The 23,796-nt window shown below is 74.8% G+C and carries 22 protein-coding genes; 6 read left to right on the plus strand and 16 right to left on the minus strand.

Annotated elements, in window-relative coordinates; all coding sequences use genetic code 11:
* Positions 1–36: 36 nt before the first annotated feature.
* The 3 genes from ACIGXW_RS02640 to ACIGXW_RS02650 are packed head-to-tail and all read left to right on the plus strand — an operon-like array spanning position 37 to position 4,402.
* Positions 37–159: a hypothetical protein gene (locus tag ACIGXW_RS02640; protein ID WP_399569048.1), complete on the plus strand. Its 123-nt coding sequence runs from the start codon at positions 37–39 to the stop codon at positions 157–159.
* Entirely contained in the window at positions 156–1,322 is a 1,167-nt protein-coding gene (locus ACIGXW_RS02645; RefSeq protein ID WP_399569050.1) for an exonuclease SbcCD subunit D, read from the plus strand. The genes ACIGXW_RS02640 and ACIGXW_RS02645 overlap by 4 nt, the downstream gene beginning before the upstream one ends.
* A complete protein-coding gene (locus ACIGXW_RS02650; RefSeq protein WP_399569053.1) occupies positions 1,319–4,402 on the plus strand; it encodes an AAA family ATPase in 3,084 nt (1,027 codons plus the stop codon). The genes ACIGXW_RS02645 and ACIGXW_RS02650 overlap by 4 nt, the downstream gene beginning before the upstream one ends.
* Here the strand turns inward: ACIGXW_RS02650 and ACIGXW_RS02655 are convergent.
* A complete protein-coding gene (locus ACIGXW_RS02655; protein ID WP_399569055.1) occupies positions 4,347–4,838 on the minus strand; it encodes an Lrp/AsnC family transcriptional regulator in 492 nt (163 codons plus the stop codon). The two genes, ACIGXW_RS02650 and ACIGXW_RS02655, sit on opposite strands and share 56 nt — an antisense overlap.
* Before the next feature lie 94 nt (positions 4,839–4,932).
* Between ACIGXW_RS02655 and ACIGXW_RS02660 the strand changes: the two genes are divergently transcribed.
* Positions 4,933–5,418, plus strand: coding sequence for a rhodanese-like domain-containing protein (locus ACIGXW_RS02660; protein WP_399569057.1), 486 nt, complete (start codon positions 4,933–4,935; stop codon positions 5,416–5,418).
* Between the two features lie 4 nt (positions 5,419–5,422).
* Here the strand turns inward: ACIGXW_RS02660 and ACIGXW_RS02665 are convergent, their stop codons facing one another.
* The 5 genes from ACIGXW_RS02665 to ACIGXW_RS02685 form a co-directional block, all read right to left on the minus strand.
* Entirely contained in the window at positions 5,423–6,289 is an 867-nt protein-coding gene (locus ACIGXW_RS02665) for an ATP-grasp domain-containing protein (RefSeq protein ID WP_399569059.1), read from the minus strand.
* A 24-nt stretch (positions 6,290–6,313) separates the two neighbouring features.
* A complete protein-coding gene (locus ACIGXW_RS02670; protein WP_071964578.1) occupies positions 6,314–7,999 on the minus strand; it encodes a DUF885 domain-containing protein in 1,686 nt (561 codons plus the stop codon).
* Positions 8,000–8,048: 49 nt separating this feature from the next.
* Complete coding sequence (locus tag ACIGXW_RS02675; protein ID WP_399569061.1) at positions 8,049–9,446, minus strand: GNAT family N-acetyltransferase; 1,398 nt, start codon at positions 9,444–9,446, stop codon at positions 8,049–8,051.
* 115 nt (positions 9,447–9,561) lie between these two features.
* On the minus strand, positions 9,562–10,923 hold the full coding sequence (locus ACIGXW_RS02680) for a dihydrolipoyl dehydrogenase family protein (protein WP_399569063.1): 1,362 nt from the start codon (positions 10,921–10,923) through the stop codon (positions 9,562–9,564).
* A gap of 64 nt (positions 10,924–10,987) precedes the next feature.
* On the minus strand, positions 10,988–11,827 hold the full coding sequence (locus tag ACIGXW_RS02685) for an alpha/beta fold hydrolase (protein ID WP_399569065.1): 840 nt from the start codon (positions 11,825–11,827) through the stop codon (positions 10,988–10,990).
* A 148-nt stretch (positions 11,828–11,975) separates the two neighbouring features.
* On the opposite strand from ACIGXW_RS02685, the gene ACIGXW_RS02690 reads away from it, so the two are divergent.
* Positions 11,976–12,878, plus strand: a complete 903-nt coding sequence (locus ACIGXW_RS02690; RefSeq protein ID WP_071964577.1) for an RNA polymerase sigma-70 factor — start codon at positions 11,976–11,978, stop codon at positions 12,876–12,878.
* Between the two features lie 20 nt (positions 12,879–12,898).
* On the opposite strand, the gene ACIGXW_RS02695 is transcribed toward ACIGXW_RS02690, so the two are convergent.
* Complete coding sequence (locus ACIGXW_RS02695; RefSeq protein ID WP_071964576.1) at positions 12,899–13,657, minus strand: SDR family oxidoreductase; 759 nt, start codon at positions 13,655–13,657, stop codon at positions 12,899–12,901.
* A gap of 176 nt (positions 13,658–13,833) precedes the next feature.
* On the opposite strand from ACIGXW_RS02695, the gene ACIGXW_RS02700 reads away from it, so the two are divergent.
* Positions 13,834–14,583, plus strand: coding sequence for a GntR family transcriptional regulator (locus ACIGXW_RS02700; protein ID WP_071964575.1), 750 nt, complete (start codon positions 13,834–13,836; stop codon positions 14,581–14,583).
* Between the two features lie 7 nt (positions 14,584–14,590).
* Here the strand turns inward: ACIGXW_RS02700 and ACIGXW_RS02705 are convergent, their stop codons facing one another.
* The 9 genes from ACIGXW_RS02705 to bioD form a co-directional block, all read right to left on the minus strand.
* The gene (locus ACIGXW_RS02705; RefSeq protein ID WP_399569067.1) at positions 14,591–15,748 is read right to left on the minus strand and encodes an ROK family protein; all 1,158 of its coding nucleotides are present in this window, start codon (positions 15,746–15,748) and stop codon (positions 14,591–14,593) included.
* 103 nt (positions 15,749–15,851) lie between these two features.
* Positions 15,852–16,394: a G/U mismatch-specific DNA glycosylase gene (gene mug, locus ACIGXW_RS02710; RefSeq protein WP_071964573.1), complete on the minus strand. Its 543-nt coding sequence runs from the start codon at positions 16,392–16,394 to the stop codon at positions 15,852–15,854.
* 2 nt (positions 16,395–16,396) lie between these two features.
* Positions 16,397–17,830, minus strand: coding sequence for an adenylosuccinate lyase (gene purB, locus ACIGXW_RS02715; protein ID WP_071964572.1), 1,434 nt, complete (start codon positions 17,828–17,830; stop codon positions 16,397–16,399).
* An 83-nt stretch (positions 17,831–17,913) separates the two neighbouring features.
* The gene (locus tag ACIGXW_RS02720; RefSeq protein WP_399569070.1) at positions 17,914–18,696 is read right to left on the minus strand and encodes an SGNH/GDSL hydrolase family protein; all 783 of its coding nucleotides are present in this window, start codon (positions 18,694–18,696) and stop codon (positions 17,914–17,916) included.
* Positions 18,697–18,773: 77 nt separating this feature from the next.
* Positions 18,774–19,787, minus strand: coding sequence for a hemolysin family protein (locus ACIGXW_RS02725; RefSeq protein WP_399569073.1), 1,014 nt, complete (start codon positions 19,785–19,787; stop codon positions 18,774–18,776).
* The gene (locus ACIGXW_RS02730) at positions 19,784–21,124 is read right to left on the minus strand and encodes a hemolysin family protein (protein ID WP_399569075.1); all 1,341 of its coding nucleotides are present in this window, start codon (positions 21,122–21,124) and stop codon (positions 19,784–19,786) included. Before ACIGXW_RS02730 ends, ACIGXW_RS02725 begins: the two co-directional genes overlap by 4 nt.
* A gap of 175 nt (positions 21,125–21,299) precedes the next feature.
* Positions 21,300–22,178 (minus strand): LLM class F420-dependent oxidoreductase, encoded by an 879-nt coding sequence (locus ACIGXW_RS02735; protein ID WP_399569078.1) that lies wholly within the window; start codon positions 22,176–22,178, stop codon positions 21,300–21,302.
* Positions 22,179–22,277: 99 nt separating this feature from the next.
* Positions 22,278–22,958, minus strand: a complete 681-nt coding sequence (locus tag ACIGXW_RS02740) for a class I SAM-dependent methyltransferase (RefSeq protein WP_071964567.1) — start codon at positions 22,956–22,958, stop codon at positions 22,278–22,280.
* Between the two features lie 121 nt (positions 22,959–23,079).
* Positions 23,080–23,793 (minus strand): dethiobiotin synthase, encoded by a 714-nt coding sequence (gene bioD / locus ACIGXW_RS02745; protein ID WP_071964619.1) that lies wholly within the window; start codon positions 23,791–23,793, stop codon positions 23,080–23,082.
* Between the last annotated feature and the right edge of the window lie 3 nt (positions 23,794–23,796).

A 23,796-nucleotide genomic window follows, 5' to 3' on the forward strand; every position in this document is an offset into this window, starting at 1 on the left:
TCCTTCGCCCCCGGCCCGGATGCGAGACTGTGAGCAGTGATGGACAGCATGCCGCCCGGAGCGGACGAGGCCGGTGGGACCACCGAGACCCGGCACCGCCCGAAGCGGGAGACGACAGTGGAGGGGACCGAGAACATGCGGGTCGGAGCCGTCCTGTGAGACTGCTGCACACCTCGGACTGGCACCTGGGACGGTCCTTCCACCGAGTGAACCTCCTGGCGGCCCAGCGCGACTTCCTCGGCCACCTCGTGCGGACCGTGCGCGAACGCGACGTCGACGCCGTCCTCGTCGCCGGCGACGTCTACGACCGGGCCGTACCCCCGCTCGCCGCCGTCGAGCTCTTCGACGAGGCACTGCACCGCCTCGCCGCCCTCGGCGTACCCACCATCATGATCTCCGGCAACCACGACTCGCCCCGCCGGCTCGGCGTCGGCGCCGGCCTCATCGACCGGGCCGGGATACACCTGCGCACCGACCCCGCCGGGTGCGCCACCCCCGTCCTCCTCTCCGACGACCACGGCGACGTCGCCTTCTACGGCCTGCCCTACCTGGAACCCGCGCTGGTGCGCGAGCAGCTCGGCGCCGCCAGCGCGGGACACACGGCCGTGCTGGACGCCGCCATGGAGCGGGTCCGCGCCGACCTCGGCGCCCGGCCCGCCGGAACCCGGTCCGTCGTCCTCGCCCATGCCTTCGTCGCCGGAGGCACGACCAGCGACAGCGAGCGCGACATCACCGTCGGCGGCGTGGCCGCCGTCCCCGCCGAGGTCTTCCGCGGCATCGACTACACCGCCCTCGGCCACCTCCACGGCAGCCAGGCCATCACCGAGCGGATCCGCTACTCCGGCTCCCCCCTCGCCTACTCCTTTTCCGAGGCCGACCACCGCAAGACCATGTGGCTCGTCGACCTCGCCGCCGACGGCACCGTCGGCGCCGAGCGGGTCGACTGCCCCGTGCCGCGCCCGCTCGCCCGCATCCGCGGCCGCCTCGAGGACCTCCTGGCCGACCCGGACCTCGAGCGCCACGAGCAGGCCTGGATCGAGGCCACCCTCACCGACGCGGTACGCCCCCAGGAGCCCATGGCCCGGCTCGCCCGCCGCTTCCCGCACACGGTCAGCCTGGTCTTCGAACCCGACCGCGCCCCCGAGGACCCCCTCGCCTCCTACGCCCAGCGGCTGCGGGGCCGCACCGAAGCGCAGATCGCCGAGGACTTCGTGGCCCACGTACGCGGCGGACAGGGCCCCGACGAGGCCGAGCGCGCGGTGCTCACCGCCGCCCTGGACTCCGTACGACTGGACGACACCCTCGACGAGGTCGCCCGATGAGGCTCCACCGGCTCACGATCACCGCCTTCGGGCCCTTCGGCGCCACCCAGCACATCGACTTCGACGAGCTGTCGGCCGCCGGGCTCTTCCTGCTGCACGGCCCCACCGGCGCGGGCAAGACCTCCGTCCTCGACGCCGTCTGCTACGCCCTCTACAACGGCGTCCCCGGCTCCCGCCAGGGCAGCGGCCTCACCTTGCGCAGCGACCACGCCGACCCCGCCGTCCCCACCGAGGTGGTGCTCGAACTCACTGTCGGCGGCCGTCGGCTGGAGATCACCCGGCGCCCCGAGCAGCCCCGGCCCAAGAAGCGGGGCACCGGCGTCACCAAGGAGAAGGCCTACAGCGCCCTGCGCGAGAAGCCCGCGGGCGGCGGCGAGTGGAAGGCGCTGAGCCGCTCGCACCAGGAGATCGGCACCGAGATCGAGCAGCTGCTCGGCATGAGCCGCGAGCAGTTCTGCCAGGTCGTCCTCCTGCCCCAGGGCGACTTCGCCCGCTTCCTGCGCGCCGAGGACGCCGCCCGCGCCAAGCTGCTGGGCCGGCTCTTCGACACCGGCCGCTTCGCCGCCGTCGAGGACCGCCTCGCCGAGCTGCGCCGCGCGGCGGAAGCACAGGTGCGCACCGGCGACGAACGGCTGCTCGCCCTCGGCCACCGCATGCGGCAGGCCGCCGCCGACCCGTCCCTGCCCGAAGTGGGCACCCCGGCACCGGCCACCGCGACGCCGTCCGCGCCCGGCCGGGCCGCCGTCCCCGCGCAGCGCACCGCCACGCAGGCGCTCGCGCCCGGCGACCCCGGACTGGCCGAGGCCGTACTGGAGTGGGCGGCCCTGGCCCGTACGGGCGCACGCGAGCGGCGGGACATCGCCCGGGCCGCCGTCCTGGCCGCCGAGCAGGCGCACAGCGCGGCCCACGCCCGCGCCGACGAGGCACGGGAGACCGACCGGCTGCAGCGCCGGCACGCCGACGCCACCCGCCGCGCCGAGGCCCTGGAGGAGCGGCGCGGCGCCCACGACGAGGTGCGCGAGCGGCTGGAGCGGGCGCGGGCCGCGGAGTCGGTGGCCCCCGCGCTGGAGCTGCGCGAGGAGGCCGGGCGGGCCCACCGCTCGGCGGCCGCCGCCGAGGAACGGGCCCGCGCGGCGCTCCCCGGGGAGCACCACGACGCCGGGGCCGAAGAGCTCGAGTCCCTGGAACGGCGCCACCGGGAGGACCTGGGATCGCTCTCCGCGGCACGCCGGGCCGAGGCCCGGGCCGCCGCGATCGCCGCCGAGAGCGCCACGCTGGACGGCGCGGCCCGCGCGGACGAGGAGATCCTCACCGAGACGGACGCCTGGCTGTCCACCTGGGAGACCACGCGCGACACCCACCAGCGGCGCGTCGAGGAGGCCCGGCGGGCGGCCGACCGCGCCGCACGCCTCGGCGAGGAGACCGCCCCGGCCCGCCGGCGCCTGGAGGCCGCCCGGCTGCGCGACGTGCTCGCCCACCGGGTGGACGACGCGGAGGCCCGGCTGCTGCACGCCAGGGAACGGACCGCGGCCGCCCGCGAGCACTGGCTGGACCTGAAGGACCGCCGGCTGCGCGGCATCGCCGCCGAGCTGGCCGCCGCCCTGACCGCCGACACCCCCTGCGCGGTCTGCGGCGCCACCGAACACCCCGACCCGGCCCGCGCGGACGCCGACCAGGTGGACCGGGCGGCCGAGGAGGCCGCGCTGGAGGCGTACCAGCGCACCGACGCCGCCCGCGACGACGTCGACCGGGAGCTCAGGCCGCTGCGCGAGGCCCTCGCCGGCGCCACGGCCGACGCGGGCCCGGCCACCGTCGGCGAACTGGCCGCGCACCTGGACACCCTGGAGCGCTCCTTCGCCGAGGCCCACGCCGCGGGCGCCGACCTGCACAAGGCCCAGGAGGCGCTGGACGCCGCCGAGCGCGAGTGCGAGCGGCGCCGCGCCGAACGGGAACGGGCGCGGCTGCGGCTCGCCGCGCACGCCACGCGCGCCGAGAGCCTGGACCGCGAACTGCGTGCGCTGGAGGAGGAGCTGGAGCAGGCACGCGGGGGAGCCGGGAGCGTCGCCCGGCGCGCGGAGCTCCTGGAGGAGCGGCTGACCCGGCTCGCCACCGCGGCCGAGGCCGTCCGGGAGGCCGGGCGCACGGCCGCCCGCCTCAAGGAGGCCGACGCCCGGCTCGCCGACGCCGCCTACCGCGCCGGCTTCGACACCCCGCAGCTGGCGGCCGGCGCCCTGCTGGGCGCCGCCGAGCAGCGCGAGCTGCGGCAGCGGCTGGAGCGGTGGCAGCAGGAGGAGGCCGCCGTCGCCGCGGAGCTGGCCGACACGGCCGTGGCCCGGGCCGCGGGACGGCCGGCCGCCGATCCGGAGGCCGCCGTGGCGGCGGCCGGGGCCGCGACGCGGCTCCTGCGGCAGGCGTCCGCCGAGGAGGCCGCCGCGCGCGCCCGCTGCGAGGACCTGGACCGGCTCTCCGCCGAGGCCGTCGCCGACGCCCGCCGCCTCGCCCCCCTGCGCGAGGAGTACCACCGGGTGGCCGAGCTCGCCTCGCTGGCGGCCGGCACCTCCGCCCGCAACGAGCGGAAGATGCGCCTGGAGTCGTACGTCCTGGCCGCACGGCTCGAACAGGTCGCCGCCGCCGCGACCGCCCGCCTGCAGCGCATGTCGGCCGGGCGCTACACCCTCGTCCACTCCGACGCCAGGACCGCCGGGCGCGGCCGCTCGGGCCTGGGCCTGCACGTCGTCGACGCGTGGACGGGCAGCGAGCGCGACACCGCGACGCTCTCCGGCGGGGAGACCTTCTTCGCGTCGCTGTCCCTGGCCCTGGGCCTGGCCGACGTGGTCACGGAGGAGGCGGGCGGCATGCGGCTGGACACCCTCTTCATCGACGAGGGCTTCGGCAGCCTCGACGAGCAGACCCTGGACGAGGTCCTGGACGTGCTGGACTCGCTGCGCGAACGCGACCGCACCGTCGGCATCGTCAGCCACGTCGCCGACCTGCGCCAGCGCATCCCGGCTCAGCTGCAGGTCGTCAAGGAGCGCTCGGGCTCGGCTGTCCGGCACCGGACGGCGGGGTGCGCCGGCTGAGGGCGCGGCGGGGGAGCGGCGAGGAGTAGACCACGCTCGTGGTCACCGAGCCGAGCGCGCCGATCCGGCCCGCGACCTCCTCCAGATGGCGCATGGACCGGGCCGCGACCTTGATCACGAAGCAGTCGTCGCCGGTGACGTGGTGGGCCTCCAGGATCTCCGGCGTCGCGGCCAGCAGGTCATGGAAGGGCTTGTAGTTGCCGTTGGGGTACCTGAGCCGTACGAACGCCAGCACCGGCATGCCCAGCCGCTCGGGATCCACGACGGCGGTGTAGCCGCCGATGATGCCCGCCTCCTCCAGGCGGCGCACGCGCTCGGTGACGGCGCTGGAGGACATGTTCACGGTGCGCGCCAACTCCGCGTAGCCCGCGCGCCCGTTGCTCTGCAGGGCGTCGAGAATGCGCCAGTCGGTGGCGTCAGGGGAATAGCCGGTCATGTGCGATGTCTAGCAGTGGAATCCCCTGTTCATCAAGAGTTTTCCCGAGGATCGCCGGTTCCGGTACGTGATCAAGGACCGTAGATTTTTGGGCATGACAGCAACCGCCGCCCCGCAGGCCCCCAGCTCCGTTCTCGCCGTTCCGCCGGCCGCTCCCGACGCCGCCGCGGCCTACTTCGCCGCCCGTCTCGCCTTCCACACCGACGTGGCCGACGTGCACGCCGCCCTGGCCGCCGGGCACGCGGACTTCGTGGTGGTCGACTCCCGGTCCACCGGGTCCTGGGACCAGGGGCACGTGCCGGGCGCCGTGCACCTGCCGACCGCGCAGATCCCGCAGCTCGCGGCCGAATTCCTGGACCCGGCCGTCCCGGTCGTCGTCTACTGCTGGGGCCCCGGCTGCGACGGCGCCACCCGCGCGGCCCTGGCCCTGGCCCGCCTGGGCTACCGCGTCAAGGAGATGCTCGGCGGCATCGAGTACTGGATCCGCGAGGGCTACGAGGTCGAGACGTGGGAAGGCACCCGGCAGCTCCCGCCGGACCCGCTGACGGCACCGGTCGACGGCGGCGACTGCGGCTGCTGAACCGCTAGCGGGCCCCGGCCAGGGCCCGCAGCAGCGGCTGCGGGTCCATGCCCCGCGGTAGATCGCTGACCTGTCCGTCCCCGACCTCCACCACCCGCCACTCCCCGTCCTCGCGCAAGGCGAGATCGGTGCTGACGAAGCGGCAGCCCAGGGCCGCGACCAGGGGCGACACGGCGGCGAGCGCCGGGGTGGGCCGGAGGCCGGGGCGGTCCGGATGCGCCGTGACGAGTACGGGGCGGCCGTCCACCCACCACACGCGGGCCTCGCCCACGTCCGTGAAGCGCTCGAAGGCCCGTACCACGACGCCGCCCGCGAGGAACGTGTCCTGGAGCTCGACGAAGCGGGCGACCACCGCCGCCAGCCGGTCCGTGTCGGCGAGGTCCGGTACGTAACACGCCTCGTGCCACTCGTGCTTGAGGGACTTGACGAAGTCCTTGACGACGGCCGGCCCGCCTCCGAGCTCCGCCGTGCGGGCCGCGAGCTCGCGGGCGCCCGGAGCGCGGCCCGGCTCGGCGGCCAGCCACGCGCTGGGCGGCGTCACCGGGGCGAACGTGCCGTACCAGCCCGGCAGTTCATGCGCGCGGCGGTAGCCGTCCGGCGAGGTCAGCAGCGTGACCCCGCGAGCGGTCAGCGCGCCCGCCAGCTGCGCGTACCGCCCGGACGGCACCATCCAGCCCCGGTACCACGCGGCCCCCGCCCCGCGCGGCACACCGGCCACCGCTCCCGCCACGTCCCCGGCGAGCAGCGCGTCGTGGTCCAGCAGCGAGGTCCGCAGCCCCAGCTCACGGGCGGCCCGCACCTCCTCGGTGAAGTGCGGGTCCACCCGTCGCGGATTGAGCGGATCGCTGCAGAAAATGATCAAGGGCGCCATGTCCGGCACCCTAACGGGCGGCCGTCACAGTGCCGACAGCTCCGCGACCAGGTCGTCCAGGCCCAGGGAGCCCTGGGACAGCGCCGCCATGTGCCAGGCCTTGGCGTCGAAGGCGTCGCCGTGGGCCTTGCGGGCGGCCTCGCGCCCGGTCAGCCAGGCGCGCTCGCCGAGCTTGTAGCCGATCGCCTGGGCCGGCATGCCCAGGTAGCGCACCAGCTCGCTGTCGACGAAGTCCGCCGGGCGGCCGCTGTGCATGCCGAAGAACTCCCGTGCCAGCTCCGGCGTCCAGCGCTCGCCCGGGTGGAAGGGCGAGTGGCCGGGGATCTCCAGCTCCAGGTGCATGCCGATGTCGACGATCACACGGGCGGCGCGCATCATCTGGGCGTCCAGATAGCCCAGGCGGCGCTCGGGGTCGGAGAGGAAGCCCAGCTCGTCCATGAGCCGCTCCGCGTACAGCGCCCAGCCCTCGCAGTTGGCGCTGACCAGGCCGACGGTGGCCTGGTAGCGGGAGAGCCGGTCGGCCACGTGCACCCACTGCGCGAGCTGGAGGTGGTGGCCGGGAACGCCCTCGTGGTACCAGGTCGACACCAGGTCGTACACCGGGAAGCGGGTCTCGCCCATCGTGGGCAGCCAGGTGCGGCCGGGGCGGGAGAAGTCCTCGGACGGCTGGCTGTAGTACGGGGCCGCGGCGCCGCCGGGAGGGGCGATGCGGGACTCGACGCGCTTGACGCGCTCGGCCAGCTCGAAGTGGGTGCCGTCCAGCGCCTCGATGGCCTCGTCCATCAGCTCCTGCAGCCAGACGCGGGTCTCCTCGACGCCCTCGATGTGGGTCCCGTGCACATCCAGGTGGGCCAGCGCCTCCCAGGGCGTCTTCGCGCCCGGCAGGATCTTCTCGGCCTCCGTCCGCATCTCGCCGAGGATGCGGTGGAACTCGGACCAGCCGTACGCGTACGCCTCGTCCAGGTCGAGGTCGGTGCCGTTCCAGTAGCGCGACCAGCGGGCGTACCGCTCGCGCCCCACGACGTCCGGGGCGCCCTCGACGGCCGGGGCGTAGACGTCGCGCAGCCAGTCGCGCAGCACGGCCAGGCCGCCCGTCGCGGCGCCGGCCGCCTCCTGAAGCTCCTCGCGCAGCTCCTTCGGCCCCGCGGCCGTGAACTCGCCGAACCAGCCTCCGTCCGTGCCGATCCACTGGTCCAGCTGGCCGATGACGGTGCTCACCTGGCGCGGGCCGCCCGGCAGCCCGCGCTCGACGCCCTCGGCGAGCGAGGCGCGGTAACCCTCGAGCGCCGCGGGGACCGCGCGCAGCCGCGCGGCGACCGCCGACCAGTCCTCCTCGGTCTCCGTCGGCATCAAGGTGAAGACCTCGCGCACCGAGTGCAGCGGCGAGTGGATGTTGCTGACCGTGCGCAGCGCCTCCCGCGCCTCGTGCACGGCGAGTTCGGCGGTCAGCCGCTCGCGCAGCAGCCGGGCGCAGCGCCGTTCGCTGTCGCTGTCCGCACCCGGCCGCGCCTCGGCCTCGTCGAGCGCCCGCAGAGTCGTCCGGGCCAGCTCGGCCAGTGCCTCCTGGCCCGCCGGGGAGAAGTCCGGCAGTCGCCGCGCGGACTCCGCGATGCCCAGGTAGGTGCCGGTGATGGGGTCGAGTTCGATGAACGCCTCTACGTAGGAGTCGGCGACCTGACGGGGCAGTGGAGTGTTCGTGGAGTTCGGCATGCGCTCATCCTCGTATGCCCGGGGCGGCCGCGTCAGCGGGATTTTTGCGTTAGCTGTCCGAAACCCGGTGCGCCGTCCCGGCCGTGGTGCGGGGAGCCGCGGGGGCGGGGGCGAGCCGGGCGGTGATCACCAGGGTGCCCTCCTCTATCTGGTAGTCCAGCGGCAGGTCCAGGGCGCGCATGGCGCCGACCATGCCGGTGTTGGAGGCCGTGGTGACCGCGTACACGCTGTCGCAGCCCGCCTCGCCGGCCATGGTGATCAGCCGGCGCAGCAGCTCGCCGCCGACGCCGCGCCGCTGCCAGGCGTCCTCGACGAGCAGCGCGACCTCGGTCTCGTTGCCGTCCCACAGCAGGTGGCCGAGGGCGACGAGCCGGCCGGAGGCGGTGTAAGCGGCCAGGGTGCGGCCGAAGCGCGGGCTGAGCAGGTGGCGCAGGTAGCGGTCGGCGTCGGCGACGGGGCCGTGGTAGCGGCGGGTGAGCGTCGTCGGGGAGCAGCGCTCGTGCATGGCGCGGGCGGCGGCGAGGTCGGCGGCGTCGGCCCGGCGGACGGTGATCTCGTTGCCCTCGGGGAGGGTGAGGACGTCGGCGCGCGGCGGGACGCGCGGGCCCAGCCGGGCGTCGAGCTCGACCAGCGCACGGGCGCGGGCGAACTCGGTGGGGGTGAAGGGCAGGTAGGGGCGTTCGATGGTGATCGACCCGCCGGAGGGGTCGCGCAGCCGCAGCACCGTCTCCTCCCACACCCCGTCCTCCGGCACGGGTTCGGCCCGGGCGCCGGTGTGGGGGGAGCGGGCCGGTATGGAGCGGATGGTGCAGCGGCCGAGCAGCTGCCGCAGGGCGAGGGGCAGTTCGGCGGCGTCCAGGGCGGTGCGGGTGGCGAGGCCCAGGATCCGGGTCGGGGCGTCCACGAGGTCGTGGGCGTCGGCCCGCTCCAGCCAGGTCTCGCGGCCGCCGCCGCCCGCGGCGGCCCGGGTCAGCTCGGCGGGCGCGAGCTCGGCGGGGGCGCGCAGCAGCAGCTCGTCGACGGTGCCGTCGGCCAGGGGGTGGGTCTGCAGGGCGAGTATGTCGACGTGGTGGTCGGCGAGGGCCAGGCACAGCGAGGCCAGGCTGCCCGGCTCGTCGCGCACGGTCGTGCGCATCCGCCACAGCGTCGTGCCGCCGTCCGTGGCGTCACCGGCGGTGGCGCGGGCCGGCGCGGCTGCCTCGGCGGGCGGCGGGGAGGCGTGTCCCCGCCGCCGGGACCACCAGGTGTGGAAGCCGGTCGTGGCCATCAGGGCGGCGGCCGAGCCGACCAGCAGGGCGGGGCCGTCGGGGCCGTGCGCGACCGTGTTGGCGACGGAGTCGGCAGCGGCGACCGCCGTGAACAGGGCGGCCAGTTCCACCAGGTCCCGGCGCCAGTGGTGGTGACCGTGGTGCCGGGGGGAGCTCTTCGCGAAGGTCTCGTCGGTCATGGACCCACCCTGACCGAGCGGTGTTGCGTGATCACGAACGCCCTGTGTCCGATGGGTAAAGGACACATCTGTCCGGGTCCGGACGATCCGGGCGCGCCGGCCGCCCGGGCGGCGCTCAGCCGCGCAGGTCCCGCAGCGCGTCCTCGATGCCCCGGTGGAAGGTCGGGTACGCGTAGATCATGTGCCGCAGTGCCTCGACGGGCACCGCGGCCTGGACCGCCACCGCCAGGCCGTACATCGTCTCGCCGCCCATCGGCCCCGCCGTGGTCGCGCCGACCAGCACACCCCGGTCCGCGTCCTCGACGAGCTTGACCAGCCCCTCGTTGCCCGCCTTGTGGATCCAGCCGCGGGCCGAGTCCGGCACCCGGGCCGTGCCCGTGCGCACCCGCAGCCCCTTCTCGCGGGCCTGCCTCTCGGTCAGGCCCACCGCCCCCACCTCGGGGTCGGTGAAGGTGACCCGGGGCAGGGCGCGGTAGTCGGCGTCCGGGCCGGGCTCGCCGAGCACGGACCGGACCACGATCTGTGCCTCGTACATCGCCACATGGGTGAACATCCCGTGCCCGGTCACATCGCCCACGCCCCACAGCGCCGGTGCGACCAGCATCTGCCCGTCCGTGCGCAGCGCCCGCGCCGCCGGGTCCAGCCCCACGGTGTCCAGGCCCAGGTCGCTCAGGTCCGCCCGGCGGCCGGTGGCCACCAGCAGCTGGTCTCCCGTCAGCTCCGCGCCGTCCTCGAGGACCAGCGTGAACGCGTCGCCGCTGTGCCGGACCCGGGTGACCCGCGCGCCCGTCCGCACGGTCAGCCCCTCGCCGCGCAGCACCCCGGTCAGCAGCTCGCCGGCCTCCGGCTCCTCGGCCGGGATCAGCCCGTCGAGCGCCTCCACCACCGTGACGTGGGTGCCGAAGCGGGCGTAGACCTGGGCGAGCTCCAGCCCGATCGCGCCTCCGCCGAGCACCAGCAGCGTGCCCGGCGGCTCCTTCGCGGCGATCGCGTCGCGGTTGGTCCAGTACGGCACCGCGTCGAGGCCGGGCACCGGCGGGATCTGCGGCCGGCTGCCGGTGGCGAGGACGATGCCGCGCCGCGCCTCGAACACCTCGCCGCCGGCCTCCACCCGGCCGTGGCCGGCCAGCCTGCCGCGGCCGCGCACCAGGCGGCCGCCCTTGCCGGTGAAGCGGTCGGCGGCGGCCTGGTCGTTCCAGTCGTCGGTGGCCTCGTCCCGGACGCGGTCGGCCACCGGCGCCCAGTCGGCGCAGACGTGGGCGGTGCCCGCCATGCCGGGCACCCGTCGCGCCTCCGCCAGCAGGTTCCCGGCGCGGATCATCATCTTGCTGGGCACGCATCCCCAGTACGGGCACTCGCCGCCCACCAGCTCCGCCTCGACGCCCACCACGCTCAGCCCGGCCTCGGCGAGCCGCCCGGCCACGTGCTCGCCGCCCGGACCCATGCCGATGACGACGACATCCACCTGTTCGGCCACAGCACCGCACCTTCCTCGCGCCGGCTTCGGGTGCCCACCACCTTCCCACCGCCCCGCGAGGGCGTCACTGTCCGACGCGCGAGCCGTCGAGGATGACGCGGGCGACCAGCGCCGGGTCGTCGTTCATCGGGACGTGACCGCAGCCCGGCAGCCGTACGAGCCGGGCGCCCGGGATCGCCTTCTTGGCCCGCACGCCCTGGCCGCGCAGCAGCACCCGGTCGTTGGTGCCCCACGCGATGGTGACCGGCACCTCCGGCACGTCGTGGGTGAAGCGGACCGAGCGGCCGGCGGTGAGCACGGCCTCGAAGCCGGACGCCTCCCGCAGCGCCCGCGTCTCGGCCACCACGGCGTCGGGCGAACGGCGGCCGGGCCGGGCGTAGATGGGGCTGACCAGCGCCGCCCGGCCCACGGCCGTACGGGCCAGCCGGGTCACCGTGTGCTCCGGCAGCCGAAGCGCGCCCTGGCGCATGGCGAGCAGCACCCCGAAGGCGTAGCGGCGCTCGGCCTCGCTCCAGAAGCCGCCGGGGGACAGCGCGGTGACGGACCGTACGAGCTTGTCGTGACCGAGCTGCAGGGCGAGCAGACCGCCCAGGGAGTTGCCCGCGACGTGCGGCCGCTCCAGGCCCAGCGCGTCGAAGAAGGCGCCCAGCACGGGGACCACGCCGCGCAGGTCGTAGGAGATCCCGTCCGGCAGCGCGGGGGAGCGGCCGAAGCCCGGCAGGTCCACGGCGATGACGTCGCGCTCGGCGGCGAGGATGCCCACGACCGGGTCCCAGGCCTGCAGATGGTGGCCGATGCCGTGCAGCAGCACCAGCGGCTCGCCGCCGCCGAGGCGCTCGTACGTCACCGCGACCGTGCGCCGGCCGGCCGGGGTGTCGATGGGGAAGGAGATCGTCTCGGTCATGGCTCGGCTCCTCGTCATCCGTGGGGCGACGTACCGAGACAGGATGTCAGCAGCGGTTACCGCTGGGTAGACCTCGGTACGCCACGGCGGCCGGTACGCCCCGGTGAGACCCGGTTCACGTGGACAATCCCCGGGCGCCTCGGGTGGGATGGGCTCCGTGACCGCACCTGACGCCGGGCTCGACGCCTTCGAGGAACACCGCACCACGCTGACGGCGGTGGCCTACCGCATGCTCGGCCGGTTCGCCGACGCGGAGGACGTCGTCCAGGAGGCCTGGCTGCGCTGGTCCGGCGCGGACCGCGCGGCCGTGCGGGACGCACGCGGCTATCTCGTGCGCGTCACCACCCGGCTCGCCATCGACCGCCTGCGCCAGGCGCAGGCGCGCCGCGAGGCCTACGTGGGGCCGTGGCTGCCGGAGCCCGTCGTCACCGACTTCGGCGCGAGCGTGCCCGACACGGCCGAGCGCGCGATGCTCGCCGACTCCGTCTCCCTCGCGGTGCTCGTCGTGCTCGAAACGCTCTCGCCGCTGGAGCGTGCGGTCTTCGTCCTCCGTGAGGCGTTCGGCTTCCCCTACCAGGACATCGCCCAGGTGCTCGACCGCTCGGAGGCGGCCGTGCGCCAGCTCGCCGGGCGGGCCCGCCGCCATGTGGAGGAACGCAGGCCGCGCTTCGACGTCGACCCGGTCCGTCGGCGCGACCTCACCGAGCGCTTCCTCGCCGCGGCCACCGGCGGCAGCATCGACGACATGCTCGCCCTGCTCGCGCCCGACGTCCGGCTCGTCAGCGACGGCGGCGGCAAGGCGAAGGCCGCGCTGCGCGTCATCGAGAGCGCCGACAAGGTCGGGCGCTTCCTGCTGGCCGTCGCCGGCGAGACGCTCGGCGGCACCGCCGCACCGGAGGTCCGCTTCGCGGAGGTCAACGGTGCCCCGGCCGTGCTGCTGTTCCTCGGGGGCCGGCTCGACTCCCTCCTCAGCCTCGAGGCCACCGACGGCCGGATCGCCGAGATCCACCTCATCCGCAACCCCGACAAGCTCACGGCGCTGCGGCCCTGACCGGGCCCGCCGCGGGCCGGTCACAGCCCTCCGGCCACCCGCAGTATCGCGCCGGTGGTGTACGACGCCTCCGACGACAGCAGCCAGGCCACCGCCCCCGCGACCTCCTCCGGCTCGCCGGGGCGGCCCATGGGGATCCGGTCGGCTATGCGCCACGCCCGGTCAGGGTCGCCCATCGAGGCGTGGATGTCGGTCACGACCGCCCCGGGCTGCACCGAATTGACCCGGATGCCCTCCGCGGCGAGCTCCTTGGCCAGCCCCACGGCCATCGCGTCCACGGCGGCCTTGCTCGCCGCGTAGTGCACGTACTCGCCCGGGCTGCCCAGCGTCGCGGCGCCCGAGGAGATGTTCACGATCGCGCCGCCCCGGCCGCCGTGACGCGTGGACATCTCCAGCGCCGCCCGGCGGGCACAGATCAGCGCACCCATCACATTGACGTCGACGACCCGGCGCATCCGCTCCACCGGAGTGTCGGTGAACCGGCCCAGCAAGCCCGTGATCCCGGCGTTGTTGACCAGGCCGGTGACCGGCCCCAGCTCCTCCTTCACCGTCGTGAAGAAGTCGTCGACCTGCCGCTCGTCGCTGGTGTCGACCTGGACCGCCACACAGGCGACGCCCTCGGCGCGCACGGCGTCCGCCGTCTTCCGCGCCGCCTCGTGCGCCCGTTCGTAGCCGATGGCCACGCGGTGCCCGGCGCGCCCCAGCCGCAGCGCCACCGCCGCGCCGATGCCCCTGCCGCCTCCGGTGACCACCGTGACCTGGTCCGATGCCCGCTCCATCGCGCTTCCCCCCGTCACACTCTCAGATGATTACCGACGGTACCTCAGGGCTCTGACAGCGGCCGGTGCGGGACGCCATTGGTCTTGACCAAGTACGCACACCGTCCTATGGTCGCAGGCATACTGCAACAACCTTTAATAAAGAAGCGCGCGAAAAGCCTTTGCGGAGGATCAGGGTGGGGACCACGCAGTTGGAATCGGTGCCGGAACCGAAGTACTGGCACCTGAAGACCGTCCTCAGCGACGCACTCGACTCCGAGTTCGCCGTGGGCGAGATCCTGCCGAACGAGCGCGAGCTCGCGGCCCGCTTCGGCGTGGCCCGGGCAACGCTCCGTCAGGCGCTCGAACAGCTGGAGCTCGAGGGCCGCCTCCAGCGCCGCAGGGGCGTCGGCACCACCGTCGCCCCGCCCCGCATGGGCGTCGCCGTCGCCGACGCCGCCCACGCGTGGCCCGGCACGGCCGGCGACGCCTGGCAGCCGGTCGACAGCACCGAGGACGTACCCCCCGGCCCCGTCGCCCGGCTCCTGGCCACCGGCCCCGGCCAGAGCGTGCACACCGTGCGCCGCACCCGCAAGACGCGCAGTCAGCCCGTCGCCGCCGAGCTGCTGTACGTCCCCGCGAGCAGCGTCCCCGGCCTCGCCGCCATCGACGCGCCCGCCGGAGCGGCCCGCGCCCGCGCCGTGCTGCGCGAGCTGCAGCGCCTGCAACTGGAGGGCCAGGATCAGGCGGTGGAGCTGGGCTCCGCCCGCGCCGACGACGCCAAGCAGCTCGACCGGCTCCCCGGGGCGCCCGTGCTCGTCGTCACCACCCGCTACGTCTCCGGCGGTCGCACCGCGGCCGTCGCCGTCGCCACCTACCGCGCCGACACCTGCCGGCTCACCTTCGGGGACGCCGGCGGCGCGGCCGTACAGCTCCTCGCGGGCTGACGGCCGCTCAGCGGCGCGCCGTGACCGTGCTCTCGACCGCGAAGAGCTGTTTCTCCACGTGGTCGAGGGCCAGCCGCAGCGCACCCGTGGCCACCGCGGCCTCGCCGAGCAGCGACTGCGCCACCTGCGGCGGCCGCAGGCAGTAGCGGGCCAGCTCGGTGCGCAGCGGCTCCAGGACCCCGTTCAGCCCGGCCGCCCAGCCGCCCACCACGACCAGCTCCGGGTCGAGCGCCAGCACCAGCGCCGCCACGTCGTGCACCAGCCGGCGCAGATACCTCTCCACCGCGGCCCGGGCCCGCTCGTCGCCCTGCTCCGCGCGCGCGAACACCCGGGCCACCTGTGCCTCGTCGAGCGGGTGCAGCGGCTCCCCGGTGGTGGACAGCACCTCCTCGGGGGTGGCCTCCCGGCCCAGCAGGTGCAGGGCGCCGATCTCCCCGGCCGCGCCCCCGAAGCCCCGGTGCAGCCGCCCGCCGATGAGCGATCCGGCCCCCGGGCTCAGCCCCGCCAGCACGAAGACCACGTCGTCGGAGGCGGTCGCCGCGCCCTTCCAGTGCTCGGCGACGGCGGCGGCGTTGGCGTCGTTCTCCACGAGCACCGGACAGCGGAACGAGCGCCGCAGCCGCTCACCGAGCGGCAGCCCGGTCCACTGCGGCAGCGCGGTTCCCAGCCGTACGGTCCCGTCCGCCTCCACGATGCCGGGGGTGGCCACGCCCACCGCGCGCAGCGAACCGCACGGGACCCCGGCGCGCCGGAGCAGGTCGGCGACGGCCACCCGGACCTGCTCCAGGCGCTCGTCCGCCGGAGCCGTCGCGGCGACCTCCACGTGCGCCGAGCCCATCACCCGCCCGTCGAGGTCGGCCAGCAGCGCGGCGATGCGGTGCGGCCCGATCTCGATGCCCAGCAGATGGCCGGCCTCCGCCCGGAACCGGAAGCGCCGCGCCGGGCGGCCCTGACGCCGTGTCGCGTTCTCGTCGGCGGCCGCCTCCACCACGAGGCCGGAACCGATCAGGCCCTCGACCACGCCCTCCACGGTCGGCCGCGACAGACCGGTGACGTTGACCAGGTCCGTGAGCGTGGGCGCCTGGGCGGAGCGCAGGGCGTGCAGCACCACGGCCGAATTGATCCGCCGCAACAGAGACGGGTCCCCGCCGGTGAGCCGCCCCAACGTGCCGCCTCCTCGCTTTGCGCGCCCTTTGCCGCACGGATCGTATCCGGTCGACCGGAACCCGGCGAGCCTTGGACCGCACGCGGCGTGCGGAAACCGGCGGTCAGCCGGTGCCGTCGGCGGCTGCGCGCAGCCGGGCGAACTCCTCCGCCATCTTCGGCAGGGGCCAATGGGCGTTGAGGCCGCTGGGATTGGGCAGCGCCCAGACGCGGGTGGTGCCGATGGTCCGTTCCTGGGGGCCGATCTTCGCGTGCCGGTCGCCGAAGGCGACCCGATAGGCGGTGACCCCGACGACCGCCAGCCAGCGGGGCCGCAGCAGCTCCACCTTCTCGGTGAGGATGCGGCCCCCCTCGCGGAATTCGGCGTCGCTGATCTCGTCGGCGCGCGCGGAGGCCCGGGCGACGACGTTGGTGATGCCCAGCCCGTGGTCCAGCAGCTCCCGCTCCTCGGCGGGCAGCAGCCGGCGCGGCGTGAAGCCCGACGCGTGCAGGACGGGCCAGAAGCGGTTGCCGGGCCGGGCGAAGTGATGGCCGGTGGCCGCGGACATCAGCCCGGGGTTGATTCCACAGAACAACACACGCAGGCCGCCCGCGACCACATCGGGAACGAGGCGGTCGCGGGCGGCTTCGAGCTCTTCAGGGGTCATCCCTACAGGATGGCGCCCGGCGCGTAGGCCGCAGCCTCCGGGTGCCGCTTGGCGATCTCCTCGATGCGGGCGACCACCGAGGCCACCTGGTCGCTCGCGGCGCCGGTGAACGACAGCTTGTCCGCCATCAGCGCGTCCAGGGCGGCGCGGTCCAGCGGGATGCGCTCGTCGGCGGCCAGCTTGCCCAGCAGCTCGTTGCGCTCGGCGCCCTGCTCGCGCATCGCCAGCGCCGAGGCCACCGCGTGCTCCTTGATGACCTCGTGCGCGACCTCGCGCCCGACCCCGGCCCGCACCGCGCCCATCAGCACCTTGGTGGTGGCGAGGAAGGGGAGGTAGCGGTCGAGCTCACGGGCGACGACGGCCGGGAAGGCGCCGAACTCGTCGAGGACCGTCAGGAAGGTCTCCAGCAGGCCGTCGAGCGCGAAGAACGCGTCCGGCAGCGCGACGCGGCGCACCACCGAGCAGGAGACGTCGCCCTCGTTCCACTGGTCGCCCGCCAGCTCGCCGGTCATCGAGGCGTAGCCGCGCAGGATGACCATGAGGCCGTTGACGCGCTCGCAGGAGCGGGTGTTCATCTTGTGCGGCATCGCGGACGAGCCGACCTGGCCCGGCTTGAAGCCCTCGGTCACCAGCTCGTGGCCGGCCATCAGCCGGATCGTCTTGGCGAGCGAGGAGGGCGCGGCGGCCAGCTGCACCAGCGCGGTGACGACGTCGTAGTCCAGGGAGCGCGGGTAGACCTGGCCGACGGAGGTGAAGGCGTGCGCGAAGCCCAGGTGGGCGGCGATGCGCTGCTCCAGCTCGGCCAGCTTCGAGGCGTCGCCGCCGAGCAGGTCGAGCATGTCCTGGGCGGTGCCGACGGGGCCCTTGATCCCGCGCAGCGGGTAGCGGGCCAGCAGCTCCTCGGTCCGGCCGAAGGCTACGAGCAGCTCGTCGGCGGTGGTCGCGAAGCGCTTGCCGAGGGTGGTGGCCTGGGCGGCGACGTTGTGCGAGCGGCCGGCCATGACCAGCTCGGCCTGGTCGGCGGCCAGCTTGCCCAGCCGGGTCAGGACGGCGACGACGCGGTCGCGCACCAGCTCGAGGGAGAGCCGGATCTGCAGCTGCTCGACGTTCTCCGTCAGGTCGCGGGAGGTCATGCCCTTGTGGACGTGCTCGTGGCCGGCGAGGGCGTTGAACTCCTCGATGCGGGCCTTCACGTCATGCCGGGTGATCTTCTCGCGTTCGGCGATCGAGGCCAGGTCGACCTGGTCCAGGACGCGCTCGTAGTCGGCGAGGGCGGCGTCCGGCACCTCGATCCCCAGGTCCTTCTGCGCACGGAGAACGGCGAGCCACAGCCGCCGCTCCAGCGTCACCTTGTACTCGGGGGACCACAGCACGGCGAGCTCCGCGGAGGCGTAGCGGCCGGCCAGGACATTGGGGATGCGGGGCTTTGCAGTCACGTGACGGAATTCTACTGGCGATTCACGCAGGCCAGCGCCCCGGTCCGATTTGTGGGTTGCTACGAGAGCGCTTGGATCACCGGCTAGGGCAGCGGCTCGTACGGCAGCAGCTCGCCGCGCTTGGGCGGCAGGCCGTCCCCGGAGGAGCGTCCGGTGAGCCGGCGGCCGATCCAGGGGACCAGGTGTTCGCGGGCGAAGCGCACGTCGGAGGCGCGCCTGGTGGACCAGCCGGGGCGGACGGCCGGCGGCAGCGGCTCGCGCCAGTCGGACTCCGGCGCGTGGCCCAGGGCCTGCCACACGGCCTCGGCCACGCGCCGGTGGCCCTCGGCGTTCAGGTGCAGCCGGTCCTCGGCCCACAGGCGCGCATCGCCCAGCACCTCGGCGGAGAACAGGTCGACGACCAGGGCGTCGTGCCGCTCGGCCAGCGTGTCGATGAAGGCGAAGAGCTGTTCCATGCGGGGCCGGAAGCGCTCCAGGACCGGCCCGCGTCGGCCGGGGCTGCGCATGAGCACCAGCTGCCGACAGCCGGGGGCCAGCTTGCCGGCGGCCTCCGCGAGGCGGGCGCACACCAGGTCCACGTCGCACTGCGGGCGCAGCACGTCGTTGAGGCCGCCCACCAGCGTCACCAGGTCCGCGCCCATGGCGGCCGCCACCGGCGCCTGCTCGTCGGCGATCTGGCCGATCAGCTTGCCGCGCACCGCGAGGTTGGCGTACCGGAATCCGGGGGTGCGGGCCGCGAGGCGGGCGGCGAGCAGGTCGGCCCAGCCGCGGTAGGAGCCGTCCGGCAGGGCGTCGGACATGCCCTCGGTGAAGGAGTCGCCCACGGCGACGAAACTGGTGTGCGTGTACGTGGCATTCATCCGCATGGCGCCGTGATCCTACCGCTGTGCGGGGCGGCCGCGGCGCCCGGCCCCGGAGTGCCGGGCAGGCGCCGCGGCCGTCGTCACTGCCGCGGGGCGACCAGCTGGCGCAGCACGTCCTCGAGGGTGACCAGGCCGGCCAGCCGGTTGTCCTCGCCGATGACCGCCGCGAGGTGGGCGCCGGTGCGGCTCATCGCCGGGATCACGTCGTCCAGCGGCGTGTCCGCCCGGACCCGGGCGATGGGCCGCATCCGGCGCAGCGGGAAGGGCATGTCGCGCGGCCTGGCGTCCAGGGCGTCCTTGACGTGCAGGTAGCCCAGGATGCGCCCGGCGTCGTCGACGACGGGGAAGCGGGAGAAGCCGGAGGAGGCGGCGAGCCGCTCCAGCTCCTCGGGCGTGACCCCGAAGCGGGCGGAGACCACGCGCTCGATGGGCAGGACGACGTCCCCCACGGGGCGCTTGCCCAGGCCCAGGGCGTCCCGCAGCCGCTTGGTGGCGCGCTGGTCCAGCAGCCCCGCCTCGCTGGAGTCGGCGACCATGCGGGCGAGCTGGTCGTCCGAGAACACCGCCGCGACCTCGTCCTTGGGCTCGACGCGCAGCAGCTTCAGGACCGCGTTCGCCAGCCGGTTGATCGCGAAGACGAACGGGCGCAGCGTCCGCGCCAGCGTCACCAGCGGCGGTCCGAGCAGCAGCGCGGTGCGCACCGGCTCGGCCAGGGCGATGTTCTTCGGCACCATCTCGCCGAAGAGCATGTGCAGATAGGTCGCCACGGCCAGCGCGATCACGAACGACACGGGGTGGACGAGCCCCTGCGGCAGCCCCACCACGTGGAAGAGGGGCTCCAGCAGCTGGGCGATGGCCGGTTCGGCGACGACACCCAGCACCAGCGTGCACAGGGTGATGCCGAGCTGGGCGGCCGCCATCAGCGCCGAGATGTGCCGCAGGCCCCACAGCACGCTGCGGGCCCGCCGGTCGCCGCGCTCGGCGTACGGCTCGATCTGGCCGCGGCGCACGGAGATCATGCCGAACTCCGCCCCCACGAAGAAGGCGTTGGCGACCAGCGTCGCCAGGCCGATCAGCAGCTGGATCGCGGTCATCGGCCGGCCTCCGCACCCGAGGCGGTGCCGGGCGGCAGCGGGGCGGTCAGCAGCACGCGGGCGGCGCGCCGCCCGGACGCGTCGGTCACCTCGATCCGCCAGCCGGCGACCTCCACCGTGTCGCCCTCGGCCGGGATGCGGCCGAGCACGGTGGCGACGAGGCCGGCCAGGGTCTCGTACGGGCCGTCCGGCGCCCGCAGCCCGATGTGCTCCAGCTGGTCGGTGCGGGCGGCGCCGTCGGCGTCGTAGAGCGCGTGGCCCCCGGCGTCCTCGCCGGCCGGTGCCAGGTCGGGCAGCTCGTGCGGGTCGTGCTCGTCGCGGACCTCGCCGACGACCTCCTCGATGATGTCCTCCAGGGTGACCACGCCGGCCGTGCCGCCGTACTCGTCGATGACCACGGCCATGCTGCGCTTGGCGGAGAGCCGGTCCAGCAGCCGGTCCACGGTCAGCGACTCCGGGACCAGCAGCGGTTGCCGCAGGAAGGAGGTGACGGGCCGGTGGTGGCGCTGCTCGGCGGGTATGGCCAGGACGTCCTTGATGTGGGCGACGCCGACGACCGCGTCGAGGGTGCCCCGGTAGACGGGGAAGCGGGACAGGCCGGTGGCCCGGGTGGCGTCGGCGACGTCCTCGGCCGTGGCCCGGGCGTCGAGCGCGGTGACCTGGACGCGGGGGGTCATGACGTTCTCGGCCGTGAGGTCGGCGAGGTTGAGGGTGCGGACGAACATCTCGGCGACGTCCGCCTCCAGCGCCCCCTCCTTGGCGGAGTGCCGGGCCAGCGCGGCGAGCTCCTGCGGGCCGCGGGCGGTGGCCAGCTCCTCGGCGGGCTCCAGGCCCATCCGGCGCACGACGTGGTTGGCGCTGTTGTTCAGGTGCCGGATCAGCGGCCGGAAGGCGGCGCTGAAGGCGCGCTGCGGGCCGGAGACCTTCTTCGCCACCCACAGCGGCCGGGAGATCGCCCAGTTCTTGGGGACGAGCTCCCCGACGACCATCAGTACCACCGTGGAGATCACGGTGCCGAGGATCAGGGCCGTCGAGGAGGCCGCGGAGGCGGGCAGGCCGAGCGCCTCGACCGGGCCCGTGAGCAGCGCCGCGATGGACGGCTTGGAGATCATGCCGATGATCAGGCCCGTGACGGTGATGCCGAGCTGGGCGCCGGAGAGCTGGAAGGTGAGGCTGCGGACGGCCTTGAGGGTGCCCTCGGCGCCGCGCTCGCCGCGCTCGACCGCCCGCTCCAGCTCGGCGCGCTCGACGGTGGTGAGCGAGAACTCCGCCGCCACGAAGACGGCGCAGGCGAGCGTCAGCAGCAGGGCGAGCACCAGAAGGAGCACTTCGGTCATCGGTTCACCTCCGTCCCATGATCGGGCAGGGGCGGAAGGACCGCGCGGTGTCGGCTCCGGGGACTACTGGGGGGCTCGCCCATGGGCGGACGCTCACACCTTTCGCTGAGGGTTCACTTCACGAGAACCAGTCGATGACCCTCAATGGTAAAGGAGCGGCAAAGCTGGAGGCGAATCAGTTCCGCAGCTCCTCGATCACCGGGGCGAACGCCTCCATGTACGGCTCCAGGACCGTGAAGTAGGTGAAGCCGAAGCGCTCGCGGTGGCCCCGGACGCGCTCGGCGATCTCCTTCACCGAGCCGGCCAGCATCGCGGGGTGCTCCAGGATCTCGTCCTCGGACATGTCCTCCGAGTAGCCCATCAGGTCGCGGACCTTGGCGCGCGGGTCGCCGCCGACCGCCACGATCTGCACCAGGTAGTTGAGCTCGGCGGGCTCGCCCCGCTCGCCCTCGAAGCCGCGGTAGGCCGCGACGCGGTCCTCCAGCTCCGCCGGGGTGATCAGCCGCAGCGCCCCGTCCGGCCCGCTCGCACCGCCCGTGAAGGCCGCGATGTCCGCGTGCCGCGCCGTCAGCCGCAGCACGCGGTTGCCGTTGCCGCCGAGCAGTAGCGGGGGCCGCGGCGACTGCGCGGTCGCCGGCCGGTGCTCCGGGTCGGCGAGCAGCCGCTTGAGTTCGGTGACAGTGCGCTCCAGGTGGTCGACCCGCTCGCGCGGGGAGCCGAACGGCAGCCCGGCGCTGTCGTGCTCGGCCTTGACGTAGCCGGTGCCCAGCCCCAACTCCAGCCGCCCGCCCGTCAGCTGATCGGTGGAGGCCACCTCCCGCGCCAGCAGCGAAGGGTTCCAGAAGCCGGCGTTGAGGACGAACGTCCCCACGCGCGGCCGCTCCGTGGCCTCGGCGGCGGCCACGAGGGAGGGGAAGGGCGCGGGCATGCCGAGGTGGTCGGGCACGAGGATGACGTCATAGCCCATCGCCTCGGCCCTGCGGCACTTCGCGCGCCACTCGGCGGACGTGCCGCCGTCGAGCATGTTGACGGCGAAACGGAACGGACGTGACATGAGAAACCCCCTGGATGTCGTTGGGCGACAACGTACCGGAGGGTGACTCCGGTTGTCCGGGCAGGTCCCTCCTTCGTGAGTCAACTCACCATGGCGGCCTCAATGTCCCGGCTCGGCCGGGCGCCGGGCCACCCCCAGCACGCACGAGGAGCTCGGCATCGGCACCCTGCTCCGCGGCACCTGCAGCCGCCGGTAGTCGCCCATGTCGAAGCCCGCCGCCTCGATCGAGGCCAGCGGATCACGGGAGGTGTGACACCCGCCGAACAGCAGCGGCCACACCGTGCGGTCCAACGTCCGCTGCACATCCGCCAGCACCCGCCCCTGCGCGATGCCGTGTTCGAAGAACCGCAGCTCACCGCCCGGCTTCAGCACCCGCCGCAGCTCCGCCAGCGAGCGCCGCACGTCCCGCACCGAGCACAGCACCAAGGACACCACCGCCGCGTCGAACGCCTCGCTCTTGACCGGCAGCGCCTCCGCCGCGCCCGGCACCACGTCCACCGGCACGCCCGCCCGGACCGCCGCGTCCACCGCCAGCCGGCGCAGCCGCCGCTCCGGCTCGATCGCCACCACCTCCGAGACCGTGCCGGGATAGTGGGCGAAGTTCAGACCGTTCCCGGCGCCGATCTCGATGACCCGGCCGGAGAGCCCCGCCAGCAGGTCCCTGCGGTGCGCGCCCACACCGGCCCGCTCGTCGAGGACCGGGCTCCACTTGGCGTAGACCCGGGCGAAGACCGGGTGGTGCACGGCGTCGTGCGGTGTTCTGGTGCTGCGGAGCGGCATGGGGCACCCCTTCCCGGGGATATGACGGCTACCGCGATTGTTCCCCGGCCAGTGGATTTATCCCCTCCCCGCCGCTTCGCCGTTTCCCGCCCCCGGCGCCGGACGACCCGGCGCCGGCGGCTCAGCCCTGCGCCCGCGCGAAGCGTTCGGCGTCCCAGACGCCGGACAGCCGCGGGGCCAGCCAGCTCGTCGCCATCGCGCGGAAGTCGCCGGGGGGCAGGGAGCCCGCGCCCTCCGGGACGGCGCCCAGCAAGGGGGCCTGGGCCGCCTCGGGCAGGTCGGCGAGGTTGCAGCGCATGGCGAGGTCCGGGTCGGCCGGCCAGCTGCCGATCACCACGCCCGCGCAGCGCAGACCGCGCGAGCGCAGGGCCTCGGCGGTCAGGGCGGTGGTGTTGAGCGTGCCCAGTCCGGCCTGCGCGACGATCAGCACGGGCGCGTCCAGCAGGCGGGCCGCGTCCGCGAGCGTCGCGCCCGCCTCGTCCAGCTGTACGAGCAGTCCGCCCGCGCCCTCGACGAGGACCAGGTCGTGGGAGGCGGCCAGCTCCGCCGTCGCCCGCTCGATCTCCTTCGGCGGCACCGGCGCCATGCCGGCCCGGCGGGCGGCGGTCGCCGGCGCCAACGGCTCCGGGAAGCGCGCCAGTTCGACACCGGTGGCCGGCCCGGCGAGCCGCAGCACCTCCGCGACGTCCCCCGGCTCGTCGGGCCCGACCCCGGTCTGGGCGGGCTTGACCATCGCCACCGAATGGCCGGCCGACAGGGCCGCCGCCGCGACGGCGGCCGTCACCACGGTCTTGCCGACCTCCGTGCCCGTCCCCGTGACGACCAAGACCGACATGAT

It is taken from the genome of Streptomyces sp. NPDC053079, assembly GCF_044546695.1.
Classification (GTDB): domain Bacteria; phylum Actinomycetota; class Actinomycetes; order Streptomycetales; family Streptomycetaceae; genus Streptomyces.